Here is a 24,498-nt window from a genome sequence, read left to right on the forward strand (position 1 = left end):
TTCTGTATTTTACGCCACACACTTTATTTAATATGAAAAATAAAAAGGAGCTCTTATGAGCCATCAAATTAGTATTACCGGACAAATCACCCCTGATCAAGTACCTATGATTGCTGAAAATGGTTTTAAAACCATTATTAACAACCGTCCAGACGGTGAAGAGCCGAACCAACCGACCAGCGCTGAGATTGAAGCTGCTGCTAAAAAAGCAGGTCTTGCTTATAAAGAAGTGTCTTTCGCTGGTAGTGAGCTTAATCAAAACCATGTCGAAGAATTTGCTGATTTCTTTAATCAAGCTGAACAGCCAATGCTGATCTTTTGCCGTACTGGCAACCGCTCAACAGGTATCTACGAAGCAGCCAAGCGTATGGATTTATTAGACGATTGATAGTGATTTAAATATAATCGCTACTGCTGAAAAAACGCCCGTCCAAATTTTGAATGGGCGTTTTTTATTGGAATTACTAAACTATAGACTGGTTAATTTTTAATATTGAGCACATAATAAAATACTACTTATACAGCTCAATAGGACTTTTTATGCAAAAACCGCTACTCATCATCGGCAATAAAAACTATTCGTCATGGTCATTGCGAGCTTGGCTACTACTCAAAGCTTTTAATATTGACTTCGACGAGCAACTGATTGAGCTGTTTCATCCATCCGCGACAGCCATTCTCAATGAGCATGCGCCAACAGGCAAAGTGCCAGTTCTGGTTTATGGTCAAGGTGATGAAAAAGTCACGGTATGGGATACTTTAGCGATTGCCATTCATGCCAATGACTATCTGACAGAATTAGATCTTTGGACAGGATTGAGTAAGTCTGATACTGATGTTAAGAGTGATACTAGCACCAGAATAAATAGCGCTTATTGCCAAAGCATCATCGCTGAGATGCACTCAGGCTTAACAGGCATTCGTAGTGAGATGCCAATGAATATTCGAGCGACGGCGAAGATACAACCAAGTAATGCATGCTTAAATGATATCTCTCGGATAGAAGAGATTTTTGCGGATTGTTTAAAAAATCGCTCAACAGACAGTTATCTATTTGGTCATTTCACTGCCGCTGATGCTTTTTTCGCACCAGTTATTCTACGTTTGCAAACGTATGCCGATGCCTCTGATATAGTGTTGAAATCAACGACCCAACAGTATTGTGAGACGATGTTAAACAATCCTCATCTACAGGCTTGGCGAGAGGCAGCACTTGAAGAAACTCGCGTAATTAAAGAAGATGAAGCAGGTGAGATACTTTCGGTGGTTGGGGTGTTGGCTGACCAAAAGTGAATCATTGAAAACGAGCTTAATAATTATCTTTTAAAGGATATTCATTAGGCTCTATATAGCCTTTGTTTTTTTGATAATTAATACGATAAGTAGCGTTATGATATTTCTTGCCTTTCACAAATCCATTGAGTGTTATTTCTAAAGGATAAAACCCATTAACGGTTTTATGACTATCGATAGTAAAGGTAGTTTTGGTATTATCGCACTCTGACATATCGTCTTCGCATTTCCCAGCATTTTCGTTATTAAAATTAATACCTATCCAACTCTGTGTAATACCGCTGCCACTAGGTGTCAATATGACAAGACTATCACTGTAATAACCTTGATGGGTGTCACCATGCTCATTCATAAAGCCCCACGTATTTGTCGCAAACTGTTTTAAATCCCAACCTTCTAAACCAAGACCATAACTGCCTGCATTCATAGTAGGATTAGCCGACTCCACTTGCCAGCCTTTACCTTTAGGCTTTAAAACGAACATACCGACTAAACCACTAGCAGCATGACCACGTAAAACTTCTTCACCATTCTCATCAAAGCTAACATCACCTGTAATCAATATATATAAACGTTTACCCTTATCAGTCTCTATGACTTTTTGCCGATCAATATCGATGCAATAGCCCGTCATATATGGCTCATTAGTTAAGCCATTCACGGAACCTGAGGGAGCGATGGCACCATGGCACTTTAATGCTTTATTATAAAGTGGATAATACGGCTTTAGGATATCCATGACGCTAGCAGCAGCAGAGGCATTGGTGGCAAAGCCTAATAGTCCAAAACTAAGAAATAATTTTAAAATGAGTATTGATTCATGTAATTTGGCGTACATCAGACATACCTCAATTGAATAATTAAATAACTATAAACGACATCATTGTAGTGGATACTCCTTAGGCGCTTGATACCCTTTTTTTGGCTCGTATTTTATTTTATAGACCTGATTGTTATAGGTCTTTTTTTCTGAACCGTTATAGTTATACTCATGACCATTGACCATAATCTCTAGCGGGTAAAACCCATTTATTAGCGTCGTTTTATCGATATTAAGTTTGGCTTTCAATAATGTGCAATATTCTACCTTTCTATCTTTACTACAGCCAGATGGTGCTGTTGGTGTGTTAGAAAATGTAGACTTTCCCCCTATATGGCTTTTTATTATCTTACCTGATTTATGGTCTGGTGCTAGTAACAAGTATTCAGAAAACGACATACTACCGTGCGAATCGCTATGAATATTAATAAATCCCCAAATATCAGGGGCGACCTGTATCAGCTTCCAGTCTTTTAGTCCTCCACCAGAAGCACCTGCATTCATCACTGGATTAGCGTATTCCACCTCCCAGCCTGAATCTTGTGGCTTTAGAACAAACATACCGACCAGTCCAGTATCGGCATGAGATCCAGAATCATTTTCGCCTTCTTTATTAAATGACACTTCTCCAATGACGACCACATATAAACGTTTGCCTTGCTTGGTTTTTACCTCTAGTTGTCTATCAATCTTAATACAGTAGCCACTTTTTAGGTAAACGTCCTCATCAATTCTAGAACCGTTATTAGCCATAATACCTTGGCACTGTTGAGCCTTATTATAGATAGGATAATACTCTTTAATAATCTCATTGACGCTTTTTGCTGAGGCAACATTTGATAAACTCATAAGCATAATCGCGCCAACAGCGCTTAAAGTTATTTTTGCTACTTTAGATTTTGCCATGCTTTATCTTTCCCTAAACGCTTAACAGTTATTTTTTGCGACAGCTACAGCGTGATGTACATTACGATATAAACAATAAAGTCGACACTTAAAAACTGACATCTTTCATTGGATAATCATTAGGTACTTGATACCCTAATCGGGGCTGATACTTAATAAGATAGACTTGATTTTTATATACCTTATCATCTTCAAAACCGTTTAGCGTAATCTCTAATGGATAAAAACCATTAATTATCGTCTTCTTATCAACGCCTAGCTTAGCCTTTAAAAGTGTACAAGTACTGGCATCAGGGTTGCTACAGCCTCCTGCTGACCCAGATCCTCCATTAGAATGTTCATACTTGGCTTCTACCCAGCTTCTTCTAATATTACTCTTGTCTGGCGTAAGTAACACAAAAGCCGAGCCTGAATGAACCCAATGCGAGTCACTATGAATATTAATAAATCCCCACTTATCAGGGGCAACTTGTATCAGCTTCCAGTCTTTTAGAGCTTTACCAGAGCTGCCTGCATTCATCGCTGGATTGGCAGATTCTACTTCCCAGCCTGAACCTTGTGGCTTTAGAACAAACATGCCTACTAGACCAGAAAAGACGTGTGCTCCATACGCTTCGCTACCATCTTCATTAAAACCGATGTCGCCAGTTACCGATACATACAATCTTGTACCCTGCTTGGCTTGTACCTTTAATTGTCTATCAACTTTAATACAGTAACCGTTTTGATAAAGTGTGCCTTCGCCATCTGATGAACCGTTATTAGCTATAATACCTCGACACTGCTTTGTCTCATTATAGATAGGATAGTATTCATTCAGAATCTCATTGACCGTTTGACCTGAATAAGCATTGGTTACACTAAATATAAACGATATAAAAACCAGACATTTAACCCAATGATTATTTTTGCGAACTGCATATTTATTTTTCACTATTAAGGTTCTCATAAAATATTAACGAACATAAGTTAATTTATAAATTTTTACAAGTAGTATATCAGCACCCATAAAAAAACCACCTCAAAAGAGGTGGCTTGTTAGACTAAATTTAGCGTGAAATAACTTACTGCATAACCAAGTACTCGAACGCTGACAGTGCAGCTTTACTACCCTCACCCATCGCAATATTAATCTGCTTAAATGGCACAGTCGTGACGTCACCACAAGCAAAGATACCTTTGCGATCAGTACGGCAGCGCTCATCAATCTCAATCTCGCCAAAACGGTTCAAATCGACAAAGCCTTTAACAAACGCAGAGTTCGGTACTAGACCAATCTGTACAAACACCCCTGCCAAGTCACGCTCATGAGTATCACCTGTGCTGCGATCTTGATAAACGATCGAAGTCACTTTGCCATCAGTCGCTTTAATTTCTTGCGTCGCTGCGCCAGTGATAAATTCGATATTGGCTTTCTCTTTGGCTTTGTTAATCAATACCTGATCCGCTTTTAAATCATCCGCGAACTCAAGCACGGTTACATGCTTCACGATACCAGCAAGATCTAATGCCGCTTCGATACCAGAGTTACCACCACCGACGACAGCAATGTCTTTACCCTTAAAGAATGGGCCGTCACAGTGAGCACAGAAAGCCACGCCTTTACCGATGTTTTCTTCTTCACCTGGAACACCAAGCTTACGCCACTGAGCACCCGTCGCTAAGATAATACTGCGTGTCTCAAACGTCTCACCCGTGTTTAGATGAATGCGATAGTTTTCATCTTCTGTCTCACTGATTTCTTTGACGCTGACGTGCTCTTTTAAAGTAATATCGTATTCGCACAAATGCTTTTCAAAGTTCGCTGATAGCTCAGTACCCGTGGTTAAAGGCACAGAAATCAAGTTTTCGATATCCTGCGTGTCTTTCACCTGTCCGCCGATACGATCAGCAACCATCGTCACTTTTAAGCCTTTACGAGCGGTATAAATCGCAGCGGCAACACCAGCTGGACCTGCACCAATAATCGTCACATCTTGCTGCTCTAACTGCTCAGCATCGTCATCAGCTTCTGCTAACAAGTCAGGAAACTGCTCTTGCAACTTTCCAATCAATTTGGCCGTGTCGATGAGACCATTGGCAAACGGTTTACCATTTAAGAATACTGCTGGTACACCTTGGATGTTATTGGCATCAACCTGCTCTTGGAATAGAGCACCATCAATCATCTCGTTGCTAATGCCATCGTTCAATAGTGCAAACTGGTTGAGCGCTTGTACCACTTCTGGGCAACTGTGGCAAGATAGCGACACGTAAGTTTGAAACTGTAGTGGCTTATTAAAACGCTTAATCAGCTTTTGAATACTTTCATCCAATTTTAGCGTATGACCACCCGCTTGCAAAATAGCCAAAATCAGCGAGGTAAACTCATGACCACCGGGGATGCCACTAAAAACAATACCCGTATCAGTCAATTCACCATCGACATGACTGACCACTTTAAAGCTAATTGGACTTGGTAAGCTATCATCAGCTGCTGTTGCATCAAAATTGATTTTATCTGTGGTGCCAGCGATTTTAGTCAAAAAATCAATTAACTCAGCACGCTTACTATGTTCGCCACTACCCAATACGAAGGTAATTGGACGAGTCATTTTTTCACTGTAACTTTTGATGGCATCTAATAAACTTTTATCTATCATGTTTGTTCCTCATCATTACTGGATATGTAACGGCAACTGTCATGTTGCTCGTTCAAATATAGACTATTTGGTATTAATAATTTTATCTAAAATATTATAGGCCATAAGTTTATGCCCTTTGATGTCTCTATTATCATAGGTTCTGAGGGTTTCGGCAAGCTGAGAAACTCAAACCTTATGTTTTATAAAACCAATCATTAATTATAATTAATAATTAAATATTAATCTATATGTGGATTATTCTCATGGTAACAGTGCTGTTTTTTCGCTACAATCAAATGAGGCTAATAGGAAAAACTCTTATTTCCCTCGTTGCAGATTGTCTTTTATGCAAGTTTATCAAAGAAGCTTTCTGCTACTATTAGGTCTTATCCATATTGAGCTAAATAGTGTTTTGGCTTAATAAAATCAAGTCTCAGAATCATAGCAATTCATCAAAACAATCTTACGACCATGCGCGGATGCTTACTGCAAACTTGCGCTTCATAACAAGGATGACAACATGAGAAAGACTGATACATGGCAAGATAACAAAGACATTATTGCTGAGCTTAAGCTAAAAGACAGTCATTTTGCGACGATCTTTGATGAGCATACCCAGCTAGATCAGCAGATTAATCAGTTGGATAAAAACTTGGTGACACACACCAGTCGCGATGAAGAAATTGAACTGATGAAACGACGAAAACTGCATTTAAAAGATGAGATTTATAAGATAATTGATAAAAATAAACTACAATCTCATGCTTAGCGCTTCACTTATTATCACGATGCATGAATAAAAACACTTATTGATAAATAACATAAAAAGACCCCATCAACTTATGCTGATGGGGTCTTTATTTATAATGCTGATTTAACTCAAAGTAGGATATACAGCACTACAAATATCTAAAGTATTGAGCCAGTTCGTTAAATCAAGAGTTAGATTTTACCAACAAGATCAAGACTTGGTTTTAATGTTTCTTGACCAGCTTCCCAAGCGGCAGGGCAAACTTCGCCATCGTTTTCACGAACATATTGAGCTGCTTTCACTTTACGTAGCATGTCTTTTGCACTACGGCCAATACCACCAGCATGAATCTCAGCAACTTGAATCAAGCCGTCTGGATCAACTAGGAATGTACCGCGTTCAGCCAAACCTGCTTCTTCGATCATGACGTTAAAGCCACGAGTGATACGGCCAGTAGGATCGCCGATCATTGGGTATTGTACTTTACCGATAGCTTCTGAAGAATCATGCCATGCTTTATGCGTGAAATGAGTATCAGTAGATACTGAGTATACTTCTACGCCCAAACCTTTAAGCTCGTCGTAATGAGCCGCCATGTCTTCAAGTTCAGTTGGGCAAACGAAGGTAAAGTCAGCTGGGTAGAATAAAAAGATTGCCCAGTTGCCTTTTACATCTTCTGAAGTGATGGTTTTGAATTCACCATTAACGTACGCATCAGCTGAAAATTCTGGGATTTCTTGATTGATAATAGACGCCATGATTGGCTCCTTTATAGTTGATTGATAGTTAAGTTAATTGAAATTTCTTGGTATGATTGTTTCTATTAAGCCTTTACTGCTTTGGGCTACCTGACAAACTATACGCGAATTCTATCGTTAATCCAGTTAAAAGTTTTTAATGTGATGTTTTGTTTTATTAAACTTGTTAAACTATTCTCTCTAATTTTTATCATCAGTGCATTATGCGTAAGCCACTATAAAGCATGCGTCAGTCACTATACAGCCGTTAGGTTACGTTAAGATGACATCGAGTTTGGATATCGAATTGGTACACCAAATGAATCAGCCTAATATATCACGTTAAAAACCCATTAATAGAGAGGTTTTATGATTACTTTACGTCAACTTGAGTTTGCTTTAGCAGTGGCCAAGCACCGTCACTTCAAACGTGCAGCAGAAGACTGTAATATCTCACAATCGGCACTGAGTTTGGGGATTGCCGAGTTAGAAAAGCAACTGGATACGCAGATTTTTGAGCGTAACAATAAGCAAGTATTGATTACCCCTATTGGTGAAGACATTTTAACGCGGGCGCAACGAGTTTTTTCTGAAGTCAATGATTTGACCACACGCGCCCATAGCCATCAATCGCCACTGGCGTATCCGATGACTGTCGGTATCATTCCAACGATTGCGCCTTATCTGCTGCCAAAAGTCTTACCTGCCCTGCGAGCCAATTATCCAGAATTTCGTATGACCATCGTTGAGCAACAAACGGAGCGTTTACTAGAGCAAGTGCGTTACGGTCATATTGATACGGCTATTATTGCGCTGCCTTATGCAGTCGATGGTTTGCACAGCTTTGAGTTTTGGAGCGAGGATTTCTTTGCCGTATTCCCAAAAGATGATGTGCATGCCAAGCTTGAAACCATCAACGCTGATGAGCTGGCTACCGCCAATCTTATGCTGCTCGGCGAAGGGCATTGCTTGACCGATCAAACCCTGTCTGTCTGTCATTTTGATCGTGCACAGATGAAATCAAGCTTTTCAGATGCCAGTCTAAACACCCTTATACAGATGGCACTTGCCAATATGGGGACGACATTGGTGCCAGAAATGGCGCTCGACCAGCTGCATCTGCAGAACCAAAATGCCGTCGCGATACCACTCGCTGAGAAAGGACCGCATCGTCATATTGCCTTTGTCACCCGTTTGAACTACGCCCGCGTTGATGATGTCAATTTATTGGGTAAAGTGTTTAAGCAAGCCTTTGAAGATGCTGCTAATAAAGAATAATCCGTTGATTGTAAATTGCCAACAGTCATCAAGCGAAGGTTAACGATGGACGGTTTGTCAAAAATAGATACGGCGCTTGAAGAGATTTTCACGCGCCATTTATCCGCTATAAGTAGCTATATTACGCCAGAAAACGCAAGCATACTTTGGCAAGATATCGCCATGCGTTATAACGAGCCACAGCGTGCTTATCATAGCTTGCAGCATATCCAGCAGTTGTTTGGACAGTTCGATCAGGTTAAGAATAACTTGCATGAGCCGCATATCATTGCGTTAGCACTGTTGTATCATGATGTGATATATGAACCGACGCGTTCAGATAACGAGCTTAAAAGTGCAGAATATGCAGTAGAGTCATTAACTGGTTATTTAAGTGCGGAGCAATGCCAACATATCTATACGCTGATTATGATGACGGCTAGTCATCAAATTGACAAATGGTCAAACAAAGTTAAAGAGAGAGAAGAATACAGCGATGCCGCTTATTTACTAGATATGGACTTAAGTATTTTAGGGTCATCTTGGTCGGTGTATGAACACTATTCTCACGCTGTACGCCAAGAGTATGCGCATGTCTCAGATGACGATTATCGCGTCGGACGCATGGCAGTGTTAAAAGAATTACTGGCACATCCAACGCTTTATCTGACAGATTATTACTATGAACGTTTAGAGAAGCAGGCTAGAAAAAATATTGAGCACGAAATTACGCTTTTACACGCATCTTAATAAACAGCTCACTGCCCTGCCGTGCAGGATGTGAATTATAGCTTGGCTCCATGATTTCAATATCAAAACGCTGCTCAAAACGCCGCTGATATTCAGCTATTGTACCGCCGAACGGTGGCTCTTCTCGTCCAAAGTCTTTATCAAAGAGCAAACCAATCAGCTTACCATTCGGTTTCAGTAACGCTGCCATCTGCTGCACATACTCATCACGGCGTGATGGATTTATCGCACAAAAAAACGTCTGCTCAAGCACCCAATCAAACTGATACTGCTCAGGCGATAACTCAAAAAAGTCGGCACAGATTAAATGCTCAACTGGAAAGTTAGGATAACGCTCAGCAAATGCTGCAATCGGCGCGGAGGCAAAATCTACCAAGGTGACATTGGTAAACCCTTGCTCATGTAGATAACCTACCTCGTAAGCATTGCCCGCACCCGGCACCAGAATCGCTTGCTCTTTGGCAGATTCGGGCAGTTGGTCAATATAGGCTTTGAGCGGTGGCGATACCTGTCCCATATCCCAACCGATACTGTCTTGCTCATAACGCTGCTGCCAAAATTCCGCTTGATTGACGTTTTCCATATGACATCCCTGTAGACAAACTTATTATTTAAACGACACGATTTATATCGTTATGTCTTATCATATCAGGCTTATTAGAGCGTGTCTCATTTTAAAGATGGTTATGAAAATGAGGACATGCCTTACGATTATGGATATTATTTAAATGAATCGTTTAATCTAATTTTCCCGTCTTTCCTGCCAGCATATCGTGCCAATGCTGATAATCAGGCATTGCAGTTGCCACCATTTGCCAAAAGGCACGGCTATGATTGGCATGGTGCAAATGACACAGCTCATGGACGATGACGTATTCGGTGCACGCAATAGGATAAGCAGGCAGATACACAGACAACCAAATTCGGCGCGCACGCGTGTTACAACTGCCCCAGCGCGTATGCATTTTTTTTAGGCGTATCTCATTGGCTGTCGCACCGACAATCGGTTGCCACTTTGCAAATAATGCAGGTATCGCTTCAGAAAGATGTTGCCGATAATAGGCAAGTTTTTCATCATGGTTTAAAGTGAACGGTTGCTCTTTACCCCACAATAGCAAAGTACTATCAGCAGTTAAAGCTTGCGCTAAAGGAAGTTGTTGTCGTTTATACTGCTCTAATACTTGTGGGTGGTTTGCTATCGCCCATGACACGCGCTTCATCACAGCCTGCGCAGCTTGGGCTGGGCTAATAAATAGTGGTACAGATACTAGTAACTGATGTGGCTTTAAGCGGAAATTGATATTTTTAACCCGCTTTTTGCTGATATGTAGCTCAATACCTGCTTGCGCCAAACAATGTTTAGCGCTGTCTAATAAAAACGAATGATTTGCTGGCGGTACATTCATGCTCAGAGCGCTTGCAAGTGATTATCAAACGACATCATATGATATTTACTGTTGATAAAAATACGCTCACCTTGATCTATAGTAGCAAGTTCAGCAGCTGCCAAGCTATTAACAGTTAAAGCCGCTAACTGACCTTGACCATCACTAACGATAAAACCTGATTGCTCATTATTATCTTCTGCTTTTTCAGTATTATTATTAGACAATACTGCTGCACCTGCACAATCTGGCAGGCTAACATCATCAATCAATGTACGAGTATTTAAATCGTAAATCGCTGCACAACCGCCAATTGGTGTTGTCACGCAGAGTAGGTTACGCGCACTATCGACCGCTACACTGGCGATATACTGATGAAAGCGCTGCCATTGATCATTGGGCATAATAAGCGCTTTAAAATCAGTATCACCGCGCTTATGGGTCAATAATAACGGTACATTAATATGCTTTTCGCCTTGGAATTGAATGCCTATCATCACCGTCCCATCGTCATGCATGGCTAGGTGACGCACGCTCATTTGATTGTGCTCAGGCATAATCTGCTCAAGTAAAGCGCCAGTATGACGATTAACGTAAACCAATGAAGGACGCATGCTGTCTAAATTGAGCTCTTCACGCGACGCTTGCTCGGTTTTGATACCGCCGTTAGCGATGACTAATGTCTCGCTATCAGGATGCATAATCAGCTCATGCGGACCGATACCATGCGAGTCATACTCTGCTATTTTTTTATAATTATCGTAAGCATCGTAGATACCGATTTTACCATCCAAACTTATGGTGTCATTCTCGGTCACATACAGCAATTCACCGTCTAGGCTATAACAAGCGTGTCCGTAAAAATGACGGTTGTTTGCAGCGTTAATGGCGAATTTTACTTGTCCTGTCGCAGTATCAAGCACCCAGAATTTTTCGCTCGGACGGCGCCCCATCACCACGACGTCACGACTGCTATGATTCTTCATCGTACTATCTTGATCACTAAGCACAGGCTGAACGACAATATCATGGACACGTTCAGGCATGGTCGTTTGCCAAACGATTTGTCGATCAGCATCAATACCGACCACACCAAAATCATTGTCAGCACGCTGATCATCATTTGCTAAGGCGCTATTTTTTGGCATAGACGCCACGCCGCTAACCCAACAAATGGGTCGCGTCAATACGGTGGTGGTATGTGCCGCGCTAAAGTCAGCGACACTATGATGGTTGGTATTATTCTTATCATCTAGCGATAAATGATAAGCGTGTTGCCATGCAGTAGCGGCTTGCTGACAAGCGTAACTAAACCGTGCTAGCTGGGGTGTTGGTGTAGAGGTTAACGACTGCAACTGCGAACGTATGCCTACGACATAATCCTGCAAGCGGGCATCAGCCTGACGCTGCTTGCGATAACGATGATGAATACCGACAAGCGCTACGGTACCCATTATAGTAGAAAGCATCGTCAATGCTGATGTTGCCAACAGCTCATTATTAGACTTCTTATCTTCTGGCTGCGGCTGTGATTTTTTTGCTGTCTTAGTATCGATAGAGTGCATTTTTTAATCGCCATCAGTACTGTTAAAGCCCACACGGATACCCAGCGTCGGAATCAATTGGCGCTTAATAATACGTGTAATAGTCGTGAGGTGATCAAACAGCTCTTGTTGAGTGGCTTTATCGGCGGTCCCTAAGTCTTCTGGCATTTGCGCTAATAATGTAGTGGCATCAGCAAGCGCGGTCGATAAGTTATCCGCGACTTCATTTTCATTATTGCTACCTAAGATAGCTGTCAAAACGGGATCTGTCAGTGCTTCATTCAATGCCGCCAATTTAGCATTGATAATGGCACGGCTTTGCTCTGCGGTAGCGGCTGGCAAATGACCTTTTGCCTTTCCTGTTAAGCCTAACGGTTGATCGATGGCATTAGACTTCATGGTCTCAACCAACGAGAGTAAAGAATTAAACCATTGATTCAACCCTTGATCGCTGTCAGCCGTTTTATCAATGGCTAATAGATTAGTGGCATTTCGCTGCCAGTTTTTCTCAATATCTTTTAGGCGTGTGCTCAAAGCACTGCTTGCACTCATCACATAAGCACATTGAGCAGCATCCAGACTGTCATTGGCATATAACGCTTCTTCTAATCCTGGCACCCCTTGCACGATGGCACTCTCGTTAGCCAATTGCTCGGCGGTGAGCTTAGGATTGGCAGCGATTAGATCGGCAACGCCACTGTGTACCAGACCGCGCTCATCAGGATAGTAATTAATATATAAATTACTCATGCTGGCGGTCGCTGGACCAAAGTTAATCATCTCAGCGCCTGCCCATGCTTGTGCAAGCACTAGCCATTGATCGCGCAGTGCTTGCAGCTCATCACCGCTGACTGGTGCTTGCTGACAATGCTTTTGTGCCAAATCATGCAATAAATCACTCTGTTTTGCGGCATCCGCATAGGCTGGAATGACAATGTCATTTGCCACATGGGTCAAATAGGTCTTTTCGGTCTCGGCACTAATATCGACAGCGGTAATTTTATCTCCACTACTATCTTTTTCTGCAGCGCTGGTAGATGCCGCACTGTCTTGCGCAACTTTTTGGCTATCTACTTCTGGCGCTTTATTGTCATCAGCCGGTTTAACACAGCTGATCAGCAAGCCTGCGCTTAAGGCCGATAAGGCCATCGCTAAAGCATGGTTTATTTTCATAAATTTCTCAATATTATTATCAATAATGGTTTAAATTCTACTCTTTACAAGCTCTAGTCTCTAGTGTTTGATTGGGCGGATAACCTTATCAACACTTACTTTCTCAGTTATTACCCAGTCATTTAGCATAGATAAATGACCTTATCTCTATAATGACTGTAAGAACGCATTCAATTCAGAACGACCTTGTTTGTCGAGTTTGAGTACTTTTTGCTGTTGCTTCTGGGCTTCACCGCCGTGCCATAACACCGCTTCCATCAACGTACGGGCGCGACCATCATGCAAAAATGTTGCTTGTGGATCGACCGTTTGCGCCAGACCAATGCCCCATAAAGCAGGCGTACGCCATTCATAAGAATTGGCTAAAAACTCAACTTGGATATTTTTTGCGGGTAATTTTCCAGCAATCGTGCGATCGGCAAGATCATCACCCATGTCATGTAATAGCAAATCCGTATAAGGATAAATCACTTGTCCATGCTGCTCAAGATGGTCATCGTCAGTTTTTGGCAACTGATATCTTGGTGTATGGCAACTTTGGCAACCCATATCATAAAAGCGTTTTTTGCCCGCTAGCACTAGCGTATCGTCAGCATCACGCCGATGCGGTACTGCCAAATTTCGCGTATAAAACTCCACAAACTTAGCCACTTCATCATTGACTTCGACGGGCGACTTACCATTGCCTTGCTCATCAGCCCCAGTCGTCGCATTCATACAAGCCGTCTGTGTCGGCATACAGGATTCATGAGGACGGATATTTGAGGTCAAGCCCATGTCTTCATTAAAAGCACTTTGGTTTTGGGTGATAAGCTTGGTTTGCCCTGCTTTCCAACCAAAGCGTCCAAGGGCATGCTTGCCAGTCTGTGGATCCATCACCCAGTTGAACTTACCACTGATATCGCCATTCGTACTGTTTTTATTATCAACCGCTTGTTTTTTAATCGCTTCATCCGGTATTTGCTCGAGTAACCCAAGCCCAATCATCGGTAAAGCCACTCGCGGCGACACCATCAAATCATCATCAAATGCCCCATAACCCGGTTTGGTTAAATTAAAGGTGGGCGCACGCAATGTTTCGACATGACCATCCGCAAAAGTAACAGGCTTGTCTGTCCACTGCACCGCAATTCTGGCTTCAGCAGGCACACCTTGGATACCTCGATCTTGTAGCTGACCACCATACATAGGATGAACGACTTTTTCGATAAGTGAGTTTTGCAGTTGCTGACGCTGCTCATCGGTGGTCGCTGGCATCGCAAGGCGAACAAGCAAGCTATCGGCATCGTCATCACTGGTCATAGGCGCATGACCACGACCGTCCTTGACATGGCACGACTGACAGGCAGCAACATTGAACAATGCGCCCAGACCATCGCGGCTGTCAGTGCTCGCAGGGGCAATCACCCACGGCTGCCGAAAGAACGCATTACCAATAAAAAAATGCCCTTTTCGTGATGCCGTCAAGTTTGATGAAGGTTTAGAGTAACTCTCAGCGCTGCTAATACTGATTCCTGTATCGCCACCTTGCTTGACCTCTTGCGGATCAAAGCTTGCCAATTGCTGCATTGGTACGCCAGCGAGCGTTTCGATGGTTTGGAGGCGTTCAGGTGTTAGCGTTGGGTTGTCACCATTATTAATGGCAGATTTTTCGTTTTCAGAAATATCATCAGACACACTGTCCGTCGGCTGACAAGCACTAAGGGATAGCACACATAGAATACCAAGCGTTGGCTTTAACAGGGTGGTTTTGCTGACAAAAGACGCATAAAAAGAGGCAGGGGTTTTAGCTTTAAAGATATTTGTGGTGTTCATCGTGGTGTTCATAAAGAGTACCTTAGTTCTAATCTAGAACCATTAAAATCGCATGCTATAAAGTGTTTCACTTCTAGTCGATGAGGTACAGCGATGTACTGACCTATCAGGCTATTTTAATATGGTAAAAAAACACGCTGCCAACGGTAGTCGACAACGTGTGTATTATACCTAAATCATTTTTCCATGAAAATAATTCTCATTAGCTTATAACGACTTGTCAGGCATTATCGATCAATGTTATGTCGATAATGCTATGTCAATCACTGCTATGCTTGCTGTTAAGCCAGTAAATTCGTGATCGGTTAAAACTGCGAACCTGCGTCAGCATCTAAATTGTCAATACCGACCGCTTTTGCCGCATTTTCGATACCAGCAGTCAGCTCTTGTAGGCTAGTGATACTATTTTCAATCCAGCTACGACGAGTATTTTGCTCTTCAGCTGAAATACCTTGTTTACTTACTTGACCAGCGGTGGCAATCATTTGATCAACTTTGATACCTTCTTTTTCACCTTTTTCAACAATCACATTAAAGGCGGCTTCTACCTTAGCAAAGTCAGTCGCCAATTTATCAGCCGCTTCTTTGTTGTTGGTATCGACGAGGTAGTTTTTAACACCATAACCACCAACGCTCTTACCAGCGACTGTCTTATAGTTGCCGTTAAAGACATTTTGGATACCACGGGCATTGTTGGCATAGCTTAGATGGGTCAAATCACTGAAGCATTCGTGCTCATCTTCGGTAGAGCCCGTTACAAACGCAACCTGTATACGCTCAGAAGCAAGCTCACCCAATGCTAGGCTGCCCATCTGATACATGATCTGGCGTAGACCATTATCGTATTTGCGAGCCATCAGGTCGCTACGTAAGGTATTCTCACTCTCAGGCTGCCACTCGGCTTCCATTGCAGTCAAATCATCAACCAGTAATTGAGTCGCTGCTTTTAAGAACGCGCCACGACGCTCACATATACCAGCATCTGCATTGACCGTCTCACCGCTGGTACATTGACCTGCTTCAGTTACATAATCAGTCACTGGACGATTGCCTGCACCCTCGCCAACGCCGTTGGTATCTTGTCCCCACAGCATAAACTCAATCGCATGGTAGCCGGTCGTCACATTGGCTTCACTGCCACCTATCTCATTCATTTCTGCTAATAGCTCAGGAGTGATAGTACTGGTATCTTGTTTGATACTACCGACCGTAATGCTATCGCTATTGATGATATTGTCTTGGCTATTGTATTCACCTTCATAGCCATCACTAACGTAATCAATCAGCGCCTCATCAAGTGGCCAAGCATTTACCTGCCCTTCCCAACCATCGATACTACCGAGTGCTCGTTTGTCATTGGCTGTCACAAAGCCTTCATCAAAACGGAAAATCTCAGTTTGCGAATACGGCTGGCGCGCGGCTTTATACGCCGCTTTTGCCGCATCAAGGTTTGCTTGGGTTGGTGTTGTCACATATGTCTCTACTGCCGTTTGCAGGGCTTTAGCAGTATCTAGCGAATCTTTATACGCCGCATGCGCCATGTTGGCATAGCTGATCATAAGTCTATCGGTATAAGCTTGATCAACCGCTGATAGTTTCGTCGTATCTGCAGCGGTTGTGTCTTGCACTGCTGTTTGCGTATTGGCGGTAGAGTCCGTGTCTTCCTTGGCTTGCTTGGTACAACCCGACACCATTAACAACCCTGCAAGCGCAGCAGCTAAAGTAGTTGGTAAAATCTTACGGCTCGTTACTGTGGTAATCGTCATACATATCCTCAAAAAGTATCGCAAAAGAAAAATGGGCTTTGAATAAAGAGCATTAGGGCATATCCTCATTTTAAATAATGCTGATAAAAATGACAGTCAAATGAGAAAAACAGCGCCCATAATATCAAGATATTGACCAGAAATTTGACAATATTAGACAAAATTTAGCTATTTTTAGTCCATCTATAAGGCCATCAAATGAACTGACAACCTACCCTAGTATCGCCACAATAACAAAGCTTTATAAATTATAGTGTTATTGATAATCATTATCAATATTTAATTAATATTAATATAACCATTTAGCTAACGATTGTTTTACAAATAAAAGCATCAAAAATATTTTAATATTGATTTAAAACTAACGGAATCCTGATACCTAAAATCATTTTGAATTTAAAATCTAAATATCAGGCATAAAAAAAGGCCAGTTTATCACTGACCTTTTTCAACACTATAGTGACAGCTAGACCATCGTATGAATTAACGTACGTTGTTTGGCGCATTGATGGTTAATTCAACACGGCGGTTTTGCTGACGACCATACTCGGTGCTGTTATCAGCAACTGGACGAGACTCACCATAAGCGACGACATTGATACGGCTAGAAGCCACACCGCGTGCGCTTAAATAGTTCGCTACTGCGTAAGCACGATCGCGTGATAGTTTCATGTTATAAGCATCAGAACCTTTGCTATCAGTATGACCAGCAACCGTTATCGTGTTTTGGTTATACTCATTTAGCGTTGATGCAAGCTTATCAAGCGTTGGTCTAAATGATGGGTTTAAAGACGCATCATCAAATGAGAACGTGATGTTGCCTGGCATTACTAGGTCAATATTACCGTTCGCATTTGGCGTAACGGTTACACCTGTACCAGCCATTTGCTGCTCAAGCTGCTTGGCTTGACGCTCCATGTAGTAACCAACACCAGCACCCAAAGCTGCGCCAATCGCGGCATCACGACCTGTGTTATCACCACCTGTTGCTTTTGAAATTGCGCCGCCGCCTAAAGCACCTGCCAATGTACCAATGGCAGTTTTGTTCAAGCGTTGTTGTCCAGTGTTTGGATCAGTAGCACAACCGCTAAGAGCTAGACCTGACGCTACTGCTGCAATCATTAATGTATTACGCATAATATTTCCTCTTAAGTTTAAAAAATTATAGACAAACAAAGTGTGCTTTTTATAAATATTTTCTGTTAATTCCATCTACATGCTTAATATACACTTGTCATTATTATGGCAATTACAATCTAATCATGTGTAATATTTTGTCACACCTGTGTATGAGAAGTGCAGAATGATTTAATGAGACTTTCACAGTGATTGGATACGTTTGTGTTCTCACTGTTAACTACCCATTAGCGCAAGGTGTTATCACAAGTCACGTTTACACTCGTACACTCTGAACCGTTTCTGCTAAAATTGTGCAATAAAGCTGGCAATGAATCATTTATATACTAATAAGACTGACCGAAAAGGATTTAGCATGCGATTGACATCTACTATTCGAAAAATACACGAACGCAACCCTAAATTAGGCAAAGCCGTTTCACTTGCGACAGCGACTGGGGTTATTGCAGCCAACAGCTTCGGTGGTAGTATTCCCTTATGGTTAATGGGTGTCGGCAAAGTCATCACTGGTGCTCCTATCGCAGACAAAGCGGTCATCAAAATCGCGACTTATTGGATCAGTAGCAACAGTGCCTTGATCGATGACATGTTGCCACGTAAAGATTGGCGCATCAGCTTACCCGATGACGTTCACATTAATGGCAAATATTTGCTGGTCAGCAACCATCAGTCTTGGGTCGATACCAGTATCGTGCAGTACATTAGTGAAAAACGCTTGCCATTGACACGGTTTTTCACCAAATTTGAACTGATTTACATTCCGATTGTGGGTCAAGCCTTTTACTTTTTAGACTTCCCAATGATGCGTCGGCATTCTAAAGAAGCCGTCGCTAAAAATCCTGCTCTACAAGGCAAAGACATCGAAGAAGCCAAACGCGCCTGTGCCCTGTTAAAAGACAAACCTTTTACTTTGTTAAATTACTTAGAAGGCACGCGTTTCACCAAAGCCAAACATGCAAAGCAACAGTCTCCTTATATGCATTTATTGAAGCCACGGGCAGGCGGCCTATCTTTAGCCATTAACGCGCTAGGCGAAGACATCGATGGCATGCTAGATATGACCATCGTTTATCCTGATGGTGTGCCAAGTTATAGTGATTTGTGGAAAGGCAACATCAAGCGTTTGGGCGTCGATGTGCGTTATATTGAGATGCCTGATGCATTATTTAACGATATTAAAAATGGTGGTTACGAAAATGATGACGCGGTAAAATCTCAAATGTTTGATTGGGTAGAGCAAATTTGGCAGCAAAAAGATCAGCGTATTACCGATATGTTGGCTGAGTTTGAAACAAACCCTAAAGCTCCGAGCGCTTAGAGACATCGTTAACAGAGCAACGGCATACAACAGTAAATTACTTTAAGTCGTTTTAAAACTACGATTGAGCGCTGTTGTTTAAAATGCCGATTCGTAAATGCTGACTGTAAACCCCAACTCATAAATGATAATGCGTAATTATAATGAAAGATGGGTTGTTTTTTGGCTCTATTCATTGATAATGTGAATAGTCATGAGCCCATGACTTTTTGACCGTTAGTGACTTGATAGCCCTGTACTATTTGAGCCGCTTATTTTTCGTGCTATTTATCATTTATAAGGTTTGACTGTGCCCGCTTCCTCTTCTACTAGCCTGCCTCTAGACTCAGCGCCTGTATCCAATCAGCCGCCTAATAATACGCTGCCACCGCCAAACCGACCAACGCCAAATCGCTTAAAACTCACTTACGATATCGTGATGATTATTGCCATCAGTATCGATCTATTATTGATTAGTATTGATGCTATCTTGATGAGTAGCTTTAGTAGCAATGCCGCAGGATGGCTCAGTATTAGCGATGCTCTCAACTGGTATCAAAATACCTTACATGAGCCTTTACGTACCGCTGGTGGATTTTTTACCCTATTTTTGATCTTTGAGCTACTGCTACGTTGGGCGATTGCGATTAAACAAAACGTCTACTATCGCTGGTTCTTTTTTCCTTTTGTACATTGGTATGAAGTATTGGGGTGCTTTCCGCAGCTGCGTGCCTTACGTTTATTCCGAGCGGTCATCATTGGGCGACGCTTATACCAACTTGGTTACCAAGTGCTGCCGCAGCCATGGATTAATCGGATTAGGTTTTATATCGACTTACTGTTAGAAGAGCTGTCCGACCGCGTCATATTGACGACTATCCAAAACTTTCGGCAGCAACTGACCGATCCTAAAACGCATAAATCCTTTATTGAATCAACGATAGCTCGTAATCGTAACGAGATTGAGGCAGCAGTGCTGTCGATACTGCGCACAGAGCTAGCACCAAAACTACAGGAGTTGACGGCAGCATCAGGTGGCGGCAGTATATTAGCCAGCGAGATGGGCAATGCTATTGAAGAGGGTTTAGCTAATACGCCTGAGCTGCGTCGCTACCTACGCATGATACCGATTGCCGGTAGCTTGATTGAATCACAGTTGCAACACGTCGGGCACAATATAGGCGAAAACGTCGTTTACGCACTCAATAAACGCCTTCTAGACCCTGAACGCCTCGATTCATTGATGGTAGCGATTGCCAACGGCATTGCCAGTATCGATACGGATAATACTGCGTTAGATACCTTGATTTCGAGTATCATCGATGACAGTTTGACAGAATTTGAAGCGCAGGTAAAAGTGCAGCAGTGGAAGCATCAAGAGATGCTTCATCTATAATTCATACTGCTAATAGCACGCCCTGCCTACAAAACATTAGGCTTGGCAAGCAAATGAATGGTATGACTCGATAATAAAAACAACACCGTGGATACAGCGACAGAATTATCTCTTGAGGATTTATATATGACAGTTTCAGATAATGACAGCCAAGGCTCGAGCGCCGCACCAGCATTGGCATTTTATGGCAAGATGCTGACTTTTTCACGTTTGCAATTTAGCACAGATGATTTAAGTGCGATAGACGCCCAGCTTGCCGCAACGCTTAGTAATAAATCTAGCAATATCCCTATCCTTATCGATAGCGAGGTTGAACAAGATCTCTCAGCATTGGTAGAGCTTTTATGGTCGTGGGGCTTACAACCTATTGGCGTCGTGACTGGCACACTAGATGCGCAAGCCCGTGAACAGCGATTGGCCATCTTCCCTGCTGATGGCAAACGTATTGAGCGTATATTACCTAGCAAGAAAGCTGCAGCTCAAGTAAGCAAAGCTCCCGATGATAAGCATACAGAATCAGCCAGCATCAATTCAACCAGTAACAATTCAGACAGCACCAATGATACTGCAGCCATCAGCGAGTCAAACACAGAAACAACGATAGCAACCACCACAGCAGAGACATTGGTGAGCGCTGAGCATATTACCAGCCTAATTTACGATCAAATGCTACGTTCAGGACAAAGCCTGAATCACGTGGGCGGTGATTTGATTTTGACCAATAGTGTCAATAGCGGGGCGGAAGCGATTACCGATAACAGCTTGCACGTTTACGGTCGTGCCCAAGGACGCTTGGTTGCTGGTGCTACCGGTGACAAAGATGCTCGTATTTTTTGTCAAGTTTTTAACCCTTCTTTGGTGTCAGTGGCGGGAACTTATTGCTTACGAGACAACTTACCTGAGCACGTGATTGACAAATCTGTACAAGTAAGATTTGTAGAAGGTGAAGGCTTAGTATTTACAGTAATGGATGACGCTTAAATTCTTTTGCCGTTAAGAACGATAAATTCATTCATGATTTTTATAAATGTAAACAGGCTAAGCCGATTTTCATCATACATGACGCTTATTAAAAAACGTTTATTAGAAAATCTCAACAGTAGACGTTTAGACAGCACATTTAATATTATAGTAAGTTTATTTAACAAAACTGTTCTATGATGAATCGCTAGCTCTGCCACTATCTACACTACTCGTCAGCGTCTATTTTATTATTCACAATAGGCAATATTGACCAGCAAATTCTAGGTAGCACCGCTTTGTGATCCATATATAAGCTGTTTTTCTGCTTTACTATGGACGTGCTATAAATTTTTGTTTATTTATGCTAGGCTACCTTCGCAGGTAGTGTATATATAGCATGTGAATAATGTGCAATTGCGCTATTTTTTTTATATAAAAGATATCCCATTGATTCATAGGAGTGTGCCATTGTGGCGAAGATAGTTGTAATCACTTCAGGTAAAGGCGGTGTGGGCAAAACCACGACAAGTGCCTCTTTTGCCGCAGGTTTAGCATTGCGTGGCTATAAGACAGTCGTTATCGATTTTGATGTGGGTCTACGTAATCTAGACTTAATCATGGGTTGTGAAAACCGAATTGTTTATGATTTTGTTGATGTCATCACCGGTAGCGCACGCTTGTCGCAAGCACTGGTCAAAGACAAACAGCTTGAAAACTTGTATATCCTACCCGCCAGTCAAACGCGTGATAAAGACGCCCTGACAGACGAAGGGGTGGCAGAGGTTATGTCTGAGCTGTCTAAACAGTTCGACTATATTATCTGTGATTCACCAGCTGGTATTGAGCGCGGTGCACAACTCGCCATGTATCATGCTGATGAAGCGATCATCGTCACCAACCCTGAGATTTCCTCAGTGCGTGACTCAGACCGTATTATCGGTATCTTGCAAAGCCAGACCAAAAAGGTTGAAGAAAACCAAGGCTCTGTACGTGAGCATTTGATTATTACTCGTTATAATGCCGAGCGCGCAGCAGCCAACGAGATGATGGACATTGATACCATTTCAAATGATATCCTAAAAGTTCCGTTACTTGGGGTTGTTCCTGAAAGTCACTCAGTGCTTGAAGCATCTAACCATGGTGAGCCTGTCATTCATTATACCGATTCAGTTGCTGGTCAATGTTATGATGACATCGTCGCCCGCTTCTTAGGTGAAGAACGCCCACTACGTCATATTGACGTGAAGAAAAAGAGTCTATTACAGCGCTGGTTTGGAGGTCAATGATGACGAAGAAAAAAGGATTTTGGAGTAGCCTATTTGGTACTGACGACAGTGGTAGCGCAGGTAGCGCTAATATGGCTACTGAGCGTCTTAAGGTTATCGTTGCGAGCGAAAATCGCTTAAACAACCGCTTAACAGCTGATCGTATCGAAAAAATGAAACGTGAGATTTTAGAAGTGGTCAACAAATATGTTAATGGCGTACAGATTGATGATGTGAATATCAATCATCGTTCTGAGGACAGCCTAGACGTATTAGAGATGAATATCAGTCTACCTGAACACAAAAAATAAGCGCTGTCTTAGAAAAACAAAAAAGCCCTAAGTATCATAACTTAGGGCTTTTTTATATGGCATGAAATAGTAGGTTTACCTATAGCAGCCTACGATTATTTTGATACCATTATTTTATACGCGCTATCAAATTGTCTTTTTTGACAAACTGATGATATAGAGCAGCACCGATATGAATAAGTGTAAAGGCAATAATGGTCGGCCAAATAATATCAGTATGCAGGTCATTATAAAAGCGTGCCAACCCTCTATCTGGTGTGACAAATACAGGGATTTGAAACAAGCCAAAAATATCGACGGGGCGTCCACCATAAACGGACATCAGCAAACCAGCTATTGGCATTGCAATTAATAAGGCATATAAGCCAAAATGCGACAGTTTAGAGGCTAATAACTGCCACTTTGGCATCGGTACAGGTGGCGGCGCCTTAATAAATACACGATTAAGCACCCGTGCTATCATCCAACATAACAAACTAATACCAAACGCTTTATGCAACCCAATATAAAGATTGTTATCCAGATTATCGTACAACAAAATCATTATCCACGTAACCAACAGTAAAACTGCACTGATCCAGTGAAATATCCGGCTGCTGACTGGCCACTTTGACACATTTGAATTGATACTATTCATGAGCTGTCCTATTACCCTCATCACTAATTATCTATCATCAATGTTATAGACAAAACAACCACTCATTCAACGATTAGCAATCATCAAAGTAATTGGGTAACCCTATTTCTCTGATAGTGAAAAATAACCCTGATATAAGCGAGAAGCTAACTGTCTAAATCGACCAATTGATGCGCAATTTTGTCTAAGTCGGGCACCAAATAAGCCTTATCATCAATCATAACCGTTTGGAAAAGATAGGATAGCATAACGTTTTCATCAAAAGGTAGGGCTGTTTTGTCGCTGTCTATATTATCGGCATGCTTAGGGCTGTTAAATTGCTCAGGAACGTCAATATCTTTAACCTCAGAAATACGCACTTGTCGGTGGTGCAGCTCGCCTGCCGTTTGTAAAGCTAAGCGATGATCGGTAGTATTGCCCTCTAATACAATCATGGTATCTGGCATTTGATCCTGTGGTAGCAGGTGACATATCATTACCTTTTGCTGCTGCCATTCATAGGTTGCCGTGCGCTCATTATAATCATCTACACTCAAAATCAGGCTGCTTGGAATAAGCCAATCAGGTTGGTCAAATGCTGGCACAATAGTGACATCAAGCATACCGTTATTTGTGATCAGTAAACTCACTGCCTCAAACGAATGTTTCAAAATTTGTTTCATACATCGCTC

At 42.0% G+C, this 24,498-nt stretch carries 24 protein-coding genes; 10 read left to right on the forward strand and 14 right to left on the reverse strand.

Annotated features, from left to right (window positions below; all coding sequences use genetic code 11):
- Positions 1-55: 55 nt before the first annotated feature.
- A complete protein-coding gene (locus ACT3S4_RS03280) occupies positions 56-388 on the forward strand; it encodes a TIGR01244 family sulfur transferase (protein WP_021813753.1) in 333 nt (110 codons plus the stop codon).
- 152 nt (positions 389-540) lie between these two features.
- Positions 541-1,293: a glutathione S-transferase family protein gene (locus ACT3S4_RS03285; protein WP_250163130.1), complete on the forward strand. Its 753-nt coding sequence runs from the start codon at positions 541-543 to the stop codon at positions 1,291-1,293.
- A 16-nt stretch (positions 1,294-1,309) separates the two neighbouring features.
- Here the strand turns inward: ACT3S4_RS03285 and ACT3S4_RS03290 are convergent, their stop codons facing one another.
- The 4 genes from ACT3S4_RS03290 to ahpF form a co-directional block, all read right to left on the reverse strand.
- Entirely contained in the window at positions 1,310-2,131 is an 822-nt protein-coding gene (locus ACT3S4_RS03290) for a hypothetical protein (protein ID WP_444760443.1), read from the reverse strand.
- Between the two features lie 42 nt (positions 2,132-2,173).
- Positions 2,174-3,019, reverse strand: coding sequence for a hypothetical protein (locus ACT3S4_RS03295; RefSeq protein ID WP_444760444.1), 846 nt, complete (start codon positions 3,017-3,019; stop codon positions 2,174-2,176).
- A gap of 88 nt (positions 3,020-3,107) precedes the next feature.
- A complete protein-coding gene (locus tag ACT3S4_RS03300) occupies positions 3,108-3,953 on the reverse strand; it encodes a hypothetical protein (protein WP_444760445.1) in 846 nt (281 codons plus the stop codon).
- 130 nt (positions 3,954-4,083) lie between these two features.
- A complete protein-coding gene (ahpF, locus tag ACT3S4_RS03305; RefSeq protein WP_250163133.1) occupies positions 4,084-5,661 on the reverse strand; it encodes an alkyl hydroperoxide reductase subunit F in 1,578 nt (525 codons plus the stop codon).
- Positions 5,662-6,163: 502 nt separating this feature from the next.
- Here ahpF and ACT3S4_RS03310 point away from each other — a divergent pair.
- Positions 6,164-6,412, forward strand: coding sequence for a YdcH family protein (locus ACT3S4_RS03310; protein ID WP_045444089.1), 249 nt, complete (start codon positions 6,164-6,166; stop codon positions 6,410-6,412).
- A gap of 173 nt (positions 6,413-6,585) precedes the next feature.
- On the opposite strand, the gene ahpC is transcribed toward ACT3S4_RS03310, so the two are convergent.
- The gene (gene ahpC, locus ACT3S4_RS03315) at positions 6,586-7,152 is read right to left on the reverse strand and encodes an alkyl hydroperoxide reductase subunit C (protein WP_045453533.1); all 567 of its coding nucleotides are present in this window, start codon (positions 7,150-7,152) and stop codon (positions 6,586-6,588) included.
- 348 nt (positions 7,153-7,500) lie between these two features.
- On the opposite strand from ahpC, the gene ACT3S4_RS03320 reads away from it, so the two are divergent.
- Together ACT3S4_RS03320 and ACT3S4_RS03325 are read left to right on the forward strand one after the other, a co-directional pair.
- Positions 7,501-8,409 carry a hydrogen peroxide-inducible genes activator gene (locus tag ACT3S4_RS03320; RefSeq protein WP_201582013.1) on the forward strand — a complete coding sequence of 303 codons (909 nt, stop codon included), beginning with the start codon at positions 7,501-7,503 and terminating at the stop codon, positions 8,407-8,409.
- Between the two features lie 45 nt (positions 8,410-8,454).
- Complete coding sequence (locus tag ACT3S4_RS03325; protein ID WP_201560507.1) at positions 8,455-9,138, forward strand: HD domain-containing protein; 684 nt, start codon at positions 8,455-8,457, stop codon at positions 9,136-9,138.
- Here ACT3S4_RS03325 and ACT3S4_RS03330 read toward each other — a convergent pair.
- The 7 genes from ACT3S4_RS03330 to ACT3S4_RS03360 form a co-directional block, all read right to left on the reverse strand.
- Positions 9,116-9,721 (reverse strand): methyltransferase domain-containing protein, encoded by a 606-nt coding sequence (locus tag ACT3S4_RS03330; RefSeq protein ID WP_201560509.1) that lies wholly within the window; start codon positions 9,719-9,721, stop codon positions 9,116-9,118. The genes ACT3S4_RS03325 and ACT3S4_RS03330 overlap by 23 nt on opposite strands.
- 154 nt (positions 9,722-9,875) lie before the next feature.
- The gene (locus ACT3S4_RS03335) at positions 9,876-10,544 is read right to left on the reverse strand and encodes a M48 family metallopeptidase (RefSeq protein WP_201560511.1); all 669 of its coding nucleotides are present in this window, start codon (positions 10,542-10,544) and stop codon (positions 9,876-9,878) included.
- 2 nt (positions 10,545-10,546) lie between these two features.
- Positions 10,547-12,088, reverse strand: coding sequence for a DUF1513 domain-containing protein (locus tag ACT3S4_RS03340; protein ID WP_201560513.1), 1,542 nt, complete (start codon positions 12,086-12,088; stop codon positions 10,547-10,549).
- 3 nt (positions 12,089-12,091) lie between these two features.
- Complete coding sequence (locus tag ACT3S4_RS03345) at positions 12,092-13,240, reverse strand: imelysin family protein (RefSeq protein WP_444760446.1); 1,149 nt, start codon at positions 13,238-13,240, stop codon at positions 12,092-12,094.
- Between the two features lie 147 nt (positions 13,241-13,387).
- The gene (locus tag ACT3S4_RS03350; protein WP_228244530.1) at positions 13,388-15,067 is read right to left on the reverse strand and encodes a di-heme oxidoreductase family protein; all 1,680 of its coding nucleotides are present in this window, start codon (positions 15,065-15,067) and stop codon (positions 13,388-13,390) included.
- A gap of 293 nt (positions 15,068-15,360) precedes the next feature.
- Positions 15,361-16,821: an imelysin family protein gene (locus ACT3S4_RS03355; protein WP_444760447.1), complete on the reverse strand. Its 1,461-nt coding sequence runs from the start codon at positions 16,819-16,821 to the stop codon at positions 15,361-15,363.
- A gap of 483 nt (positions 16,822-17,304) precedes the next feature.
- Positions 17,305-17,958: an OmpA family protein gene (locus ACT3S4_RS03360; RefSeq protein ID WP_055124860.1), complete on the reverse strand. Its 654-nt coding sequence runs from the start codon at positions 17,956-17,958 to the stop codon at positions 17,305-17,307.
- Between the two features lie 355 nt (positions 17,959-18,313).
- Between ACT3S4_RS03360 and ACT3S4_RS03365 the strand changes: the two genes are divergently transcribed.
- The 5 genes from ACT3S4_RS03365 (at position 18,314) to minE (ending at position 23,190) form a co-directional block, all read left to right on the forward strand.
- A complete protein-coding gene (locus tag ACT3S4_RS03365; protein ID WP_444760448.1) occupies positions 18,314-19,276 on the forward strand; it encodes an acyltransferase in 963 nt (320 codons plus the stop codon).
- Between the two features lie 313 nt (positions 19,277-19,589).
- On the forward strand, positions 19,590-20,651 hold the full coding sequence (locus ACT3S4_RS03370) for a hypothetical protein (protein WP_413786832.1): 1,062 nt from the start codon (positions 19,590-19,592) through the stop codon (positions 20,649-20,651).
- 126 nt (positions 20,652-20,777) lie between these two features.
- Complete coding sequence (gene minC / locus ACT3S4_RS03375; protein WP_201560522.1) at positions 20,778-21,632, forward strand: septum site-determining protein MinC; 855 nt, start codon at positions 20,778-20,780, stop codon at positions 21,630-21,632.
- 452 nt (positions 21,633-22,084) lie between these two features.
- Entirely contained in the window at positions 22,085-22,900 is an 816-nt protein-coding gene (minD, locus tag ACT3S4_RS03380) for a septum site-determining protein MinD (RefSeq protein WP_045444058.1), read from the forward strand.
- Positions 22,900-23,190: a cell division topological specificity factor MinE gene (gene minE / locus ACT3S4_RS03385; RefSeq protein WP_055124765.1), complete on the forward strand. Its 291-nt coding sequence runs from the start codon at positions 22,900-22,902 to the stop codon at positions 23,188-23,190. The genes minD and minE overlap by 1 nt, the downstream gene beginning before the upstream one ends.
- A 109-nt stretch (positions 23,191-23,299) precedes the next feature.
- Here the strand turns inward: minE and ACT3S4_RS03390 are convergent, their stop codons facing one another.
- Both ACT3S4_RS03390 and ACT3S4_RS03395 read right to left on the reverse strand, forming a co-directional pair.
- On the reverse strand, positions 23,300-23,827 hold the full coding sequence (locus tag ACT3S4_RS03390; protein ID WP_198330171.1) for a cytochrome b: 528 nt from the start codon (positions 23,825-23,827) through the stop codon (positions 23,300-23,302).
- Between the two features lie 146 nt (positions 23,828-23,973).
- Positions 23,974-24,489 carry a hypothetical protein gene (locus ACT3S4_RS03395; RefSeq protein WP_198330170.1) on the reverse strand — a complete coding sequence of 172 codons (516 nt, stop codon included), beginning with the start codon at positions 24,487-24,489 and terminating at the stop codon, positions 23,974-23,976.
- Positions 24,490-24,498: the final 9 nt, after the last annotated feature.

The sequence above is a fragment of the Psychrobacter sp. AOP30-A2-5 genome, assembly GCF_052378115.1.
In the GTDB taxonomy this organism is placed as follows: Bacteria; Pseudomonadota; Gammaproteobacteria; order Pseudomonadales; family Moraxellaceae; genus Psychrobacter.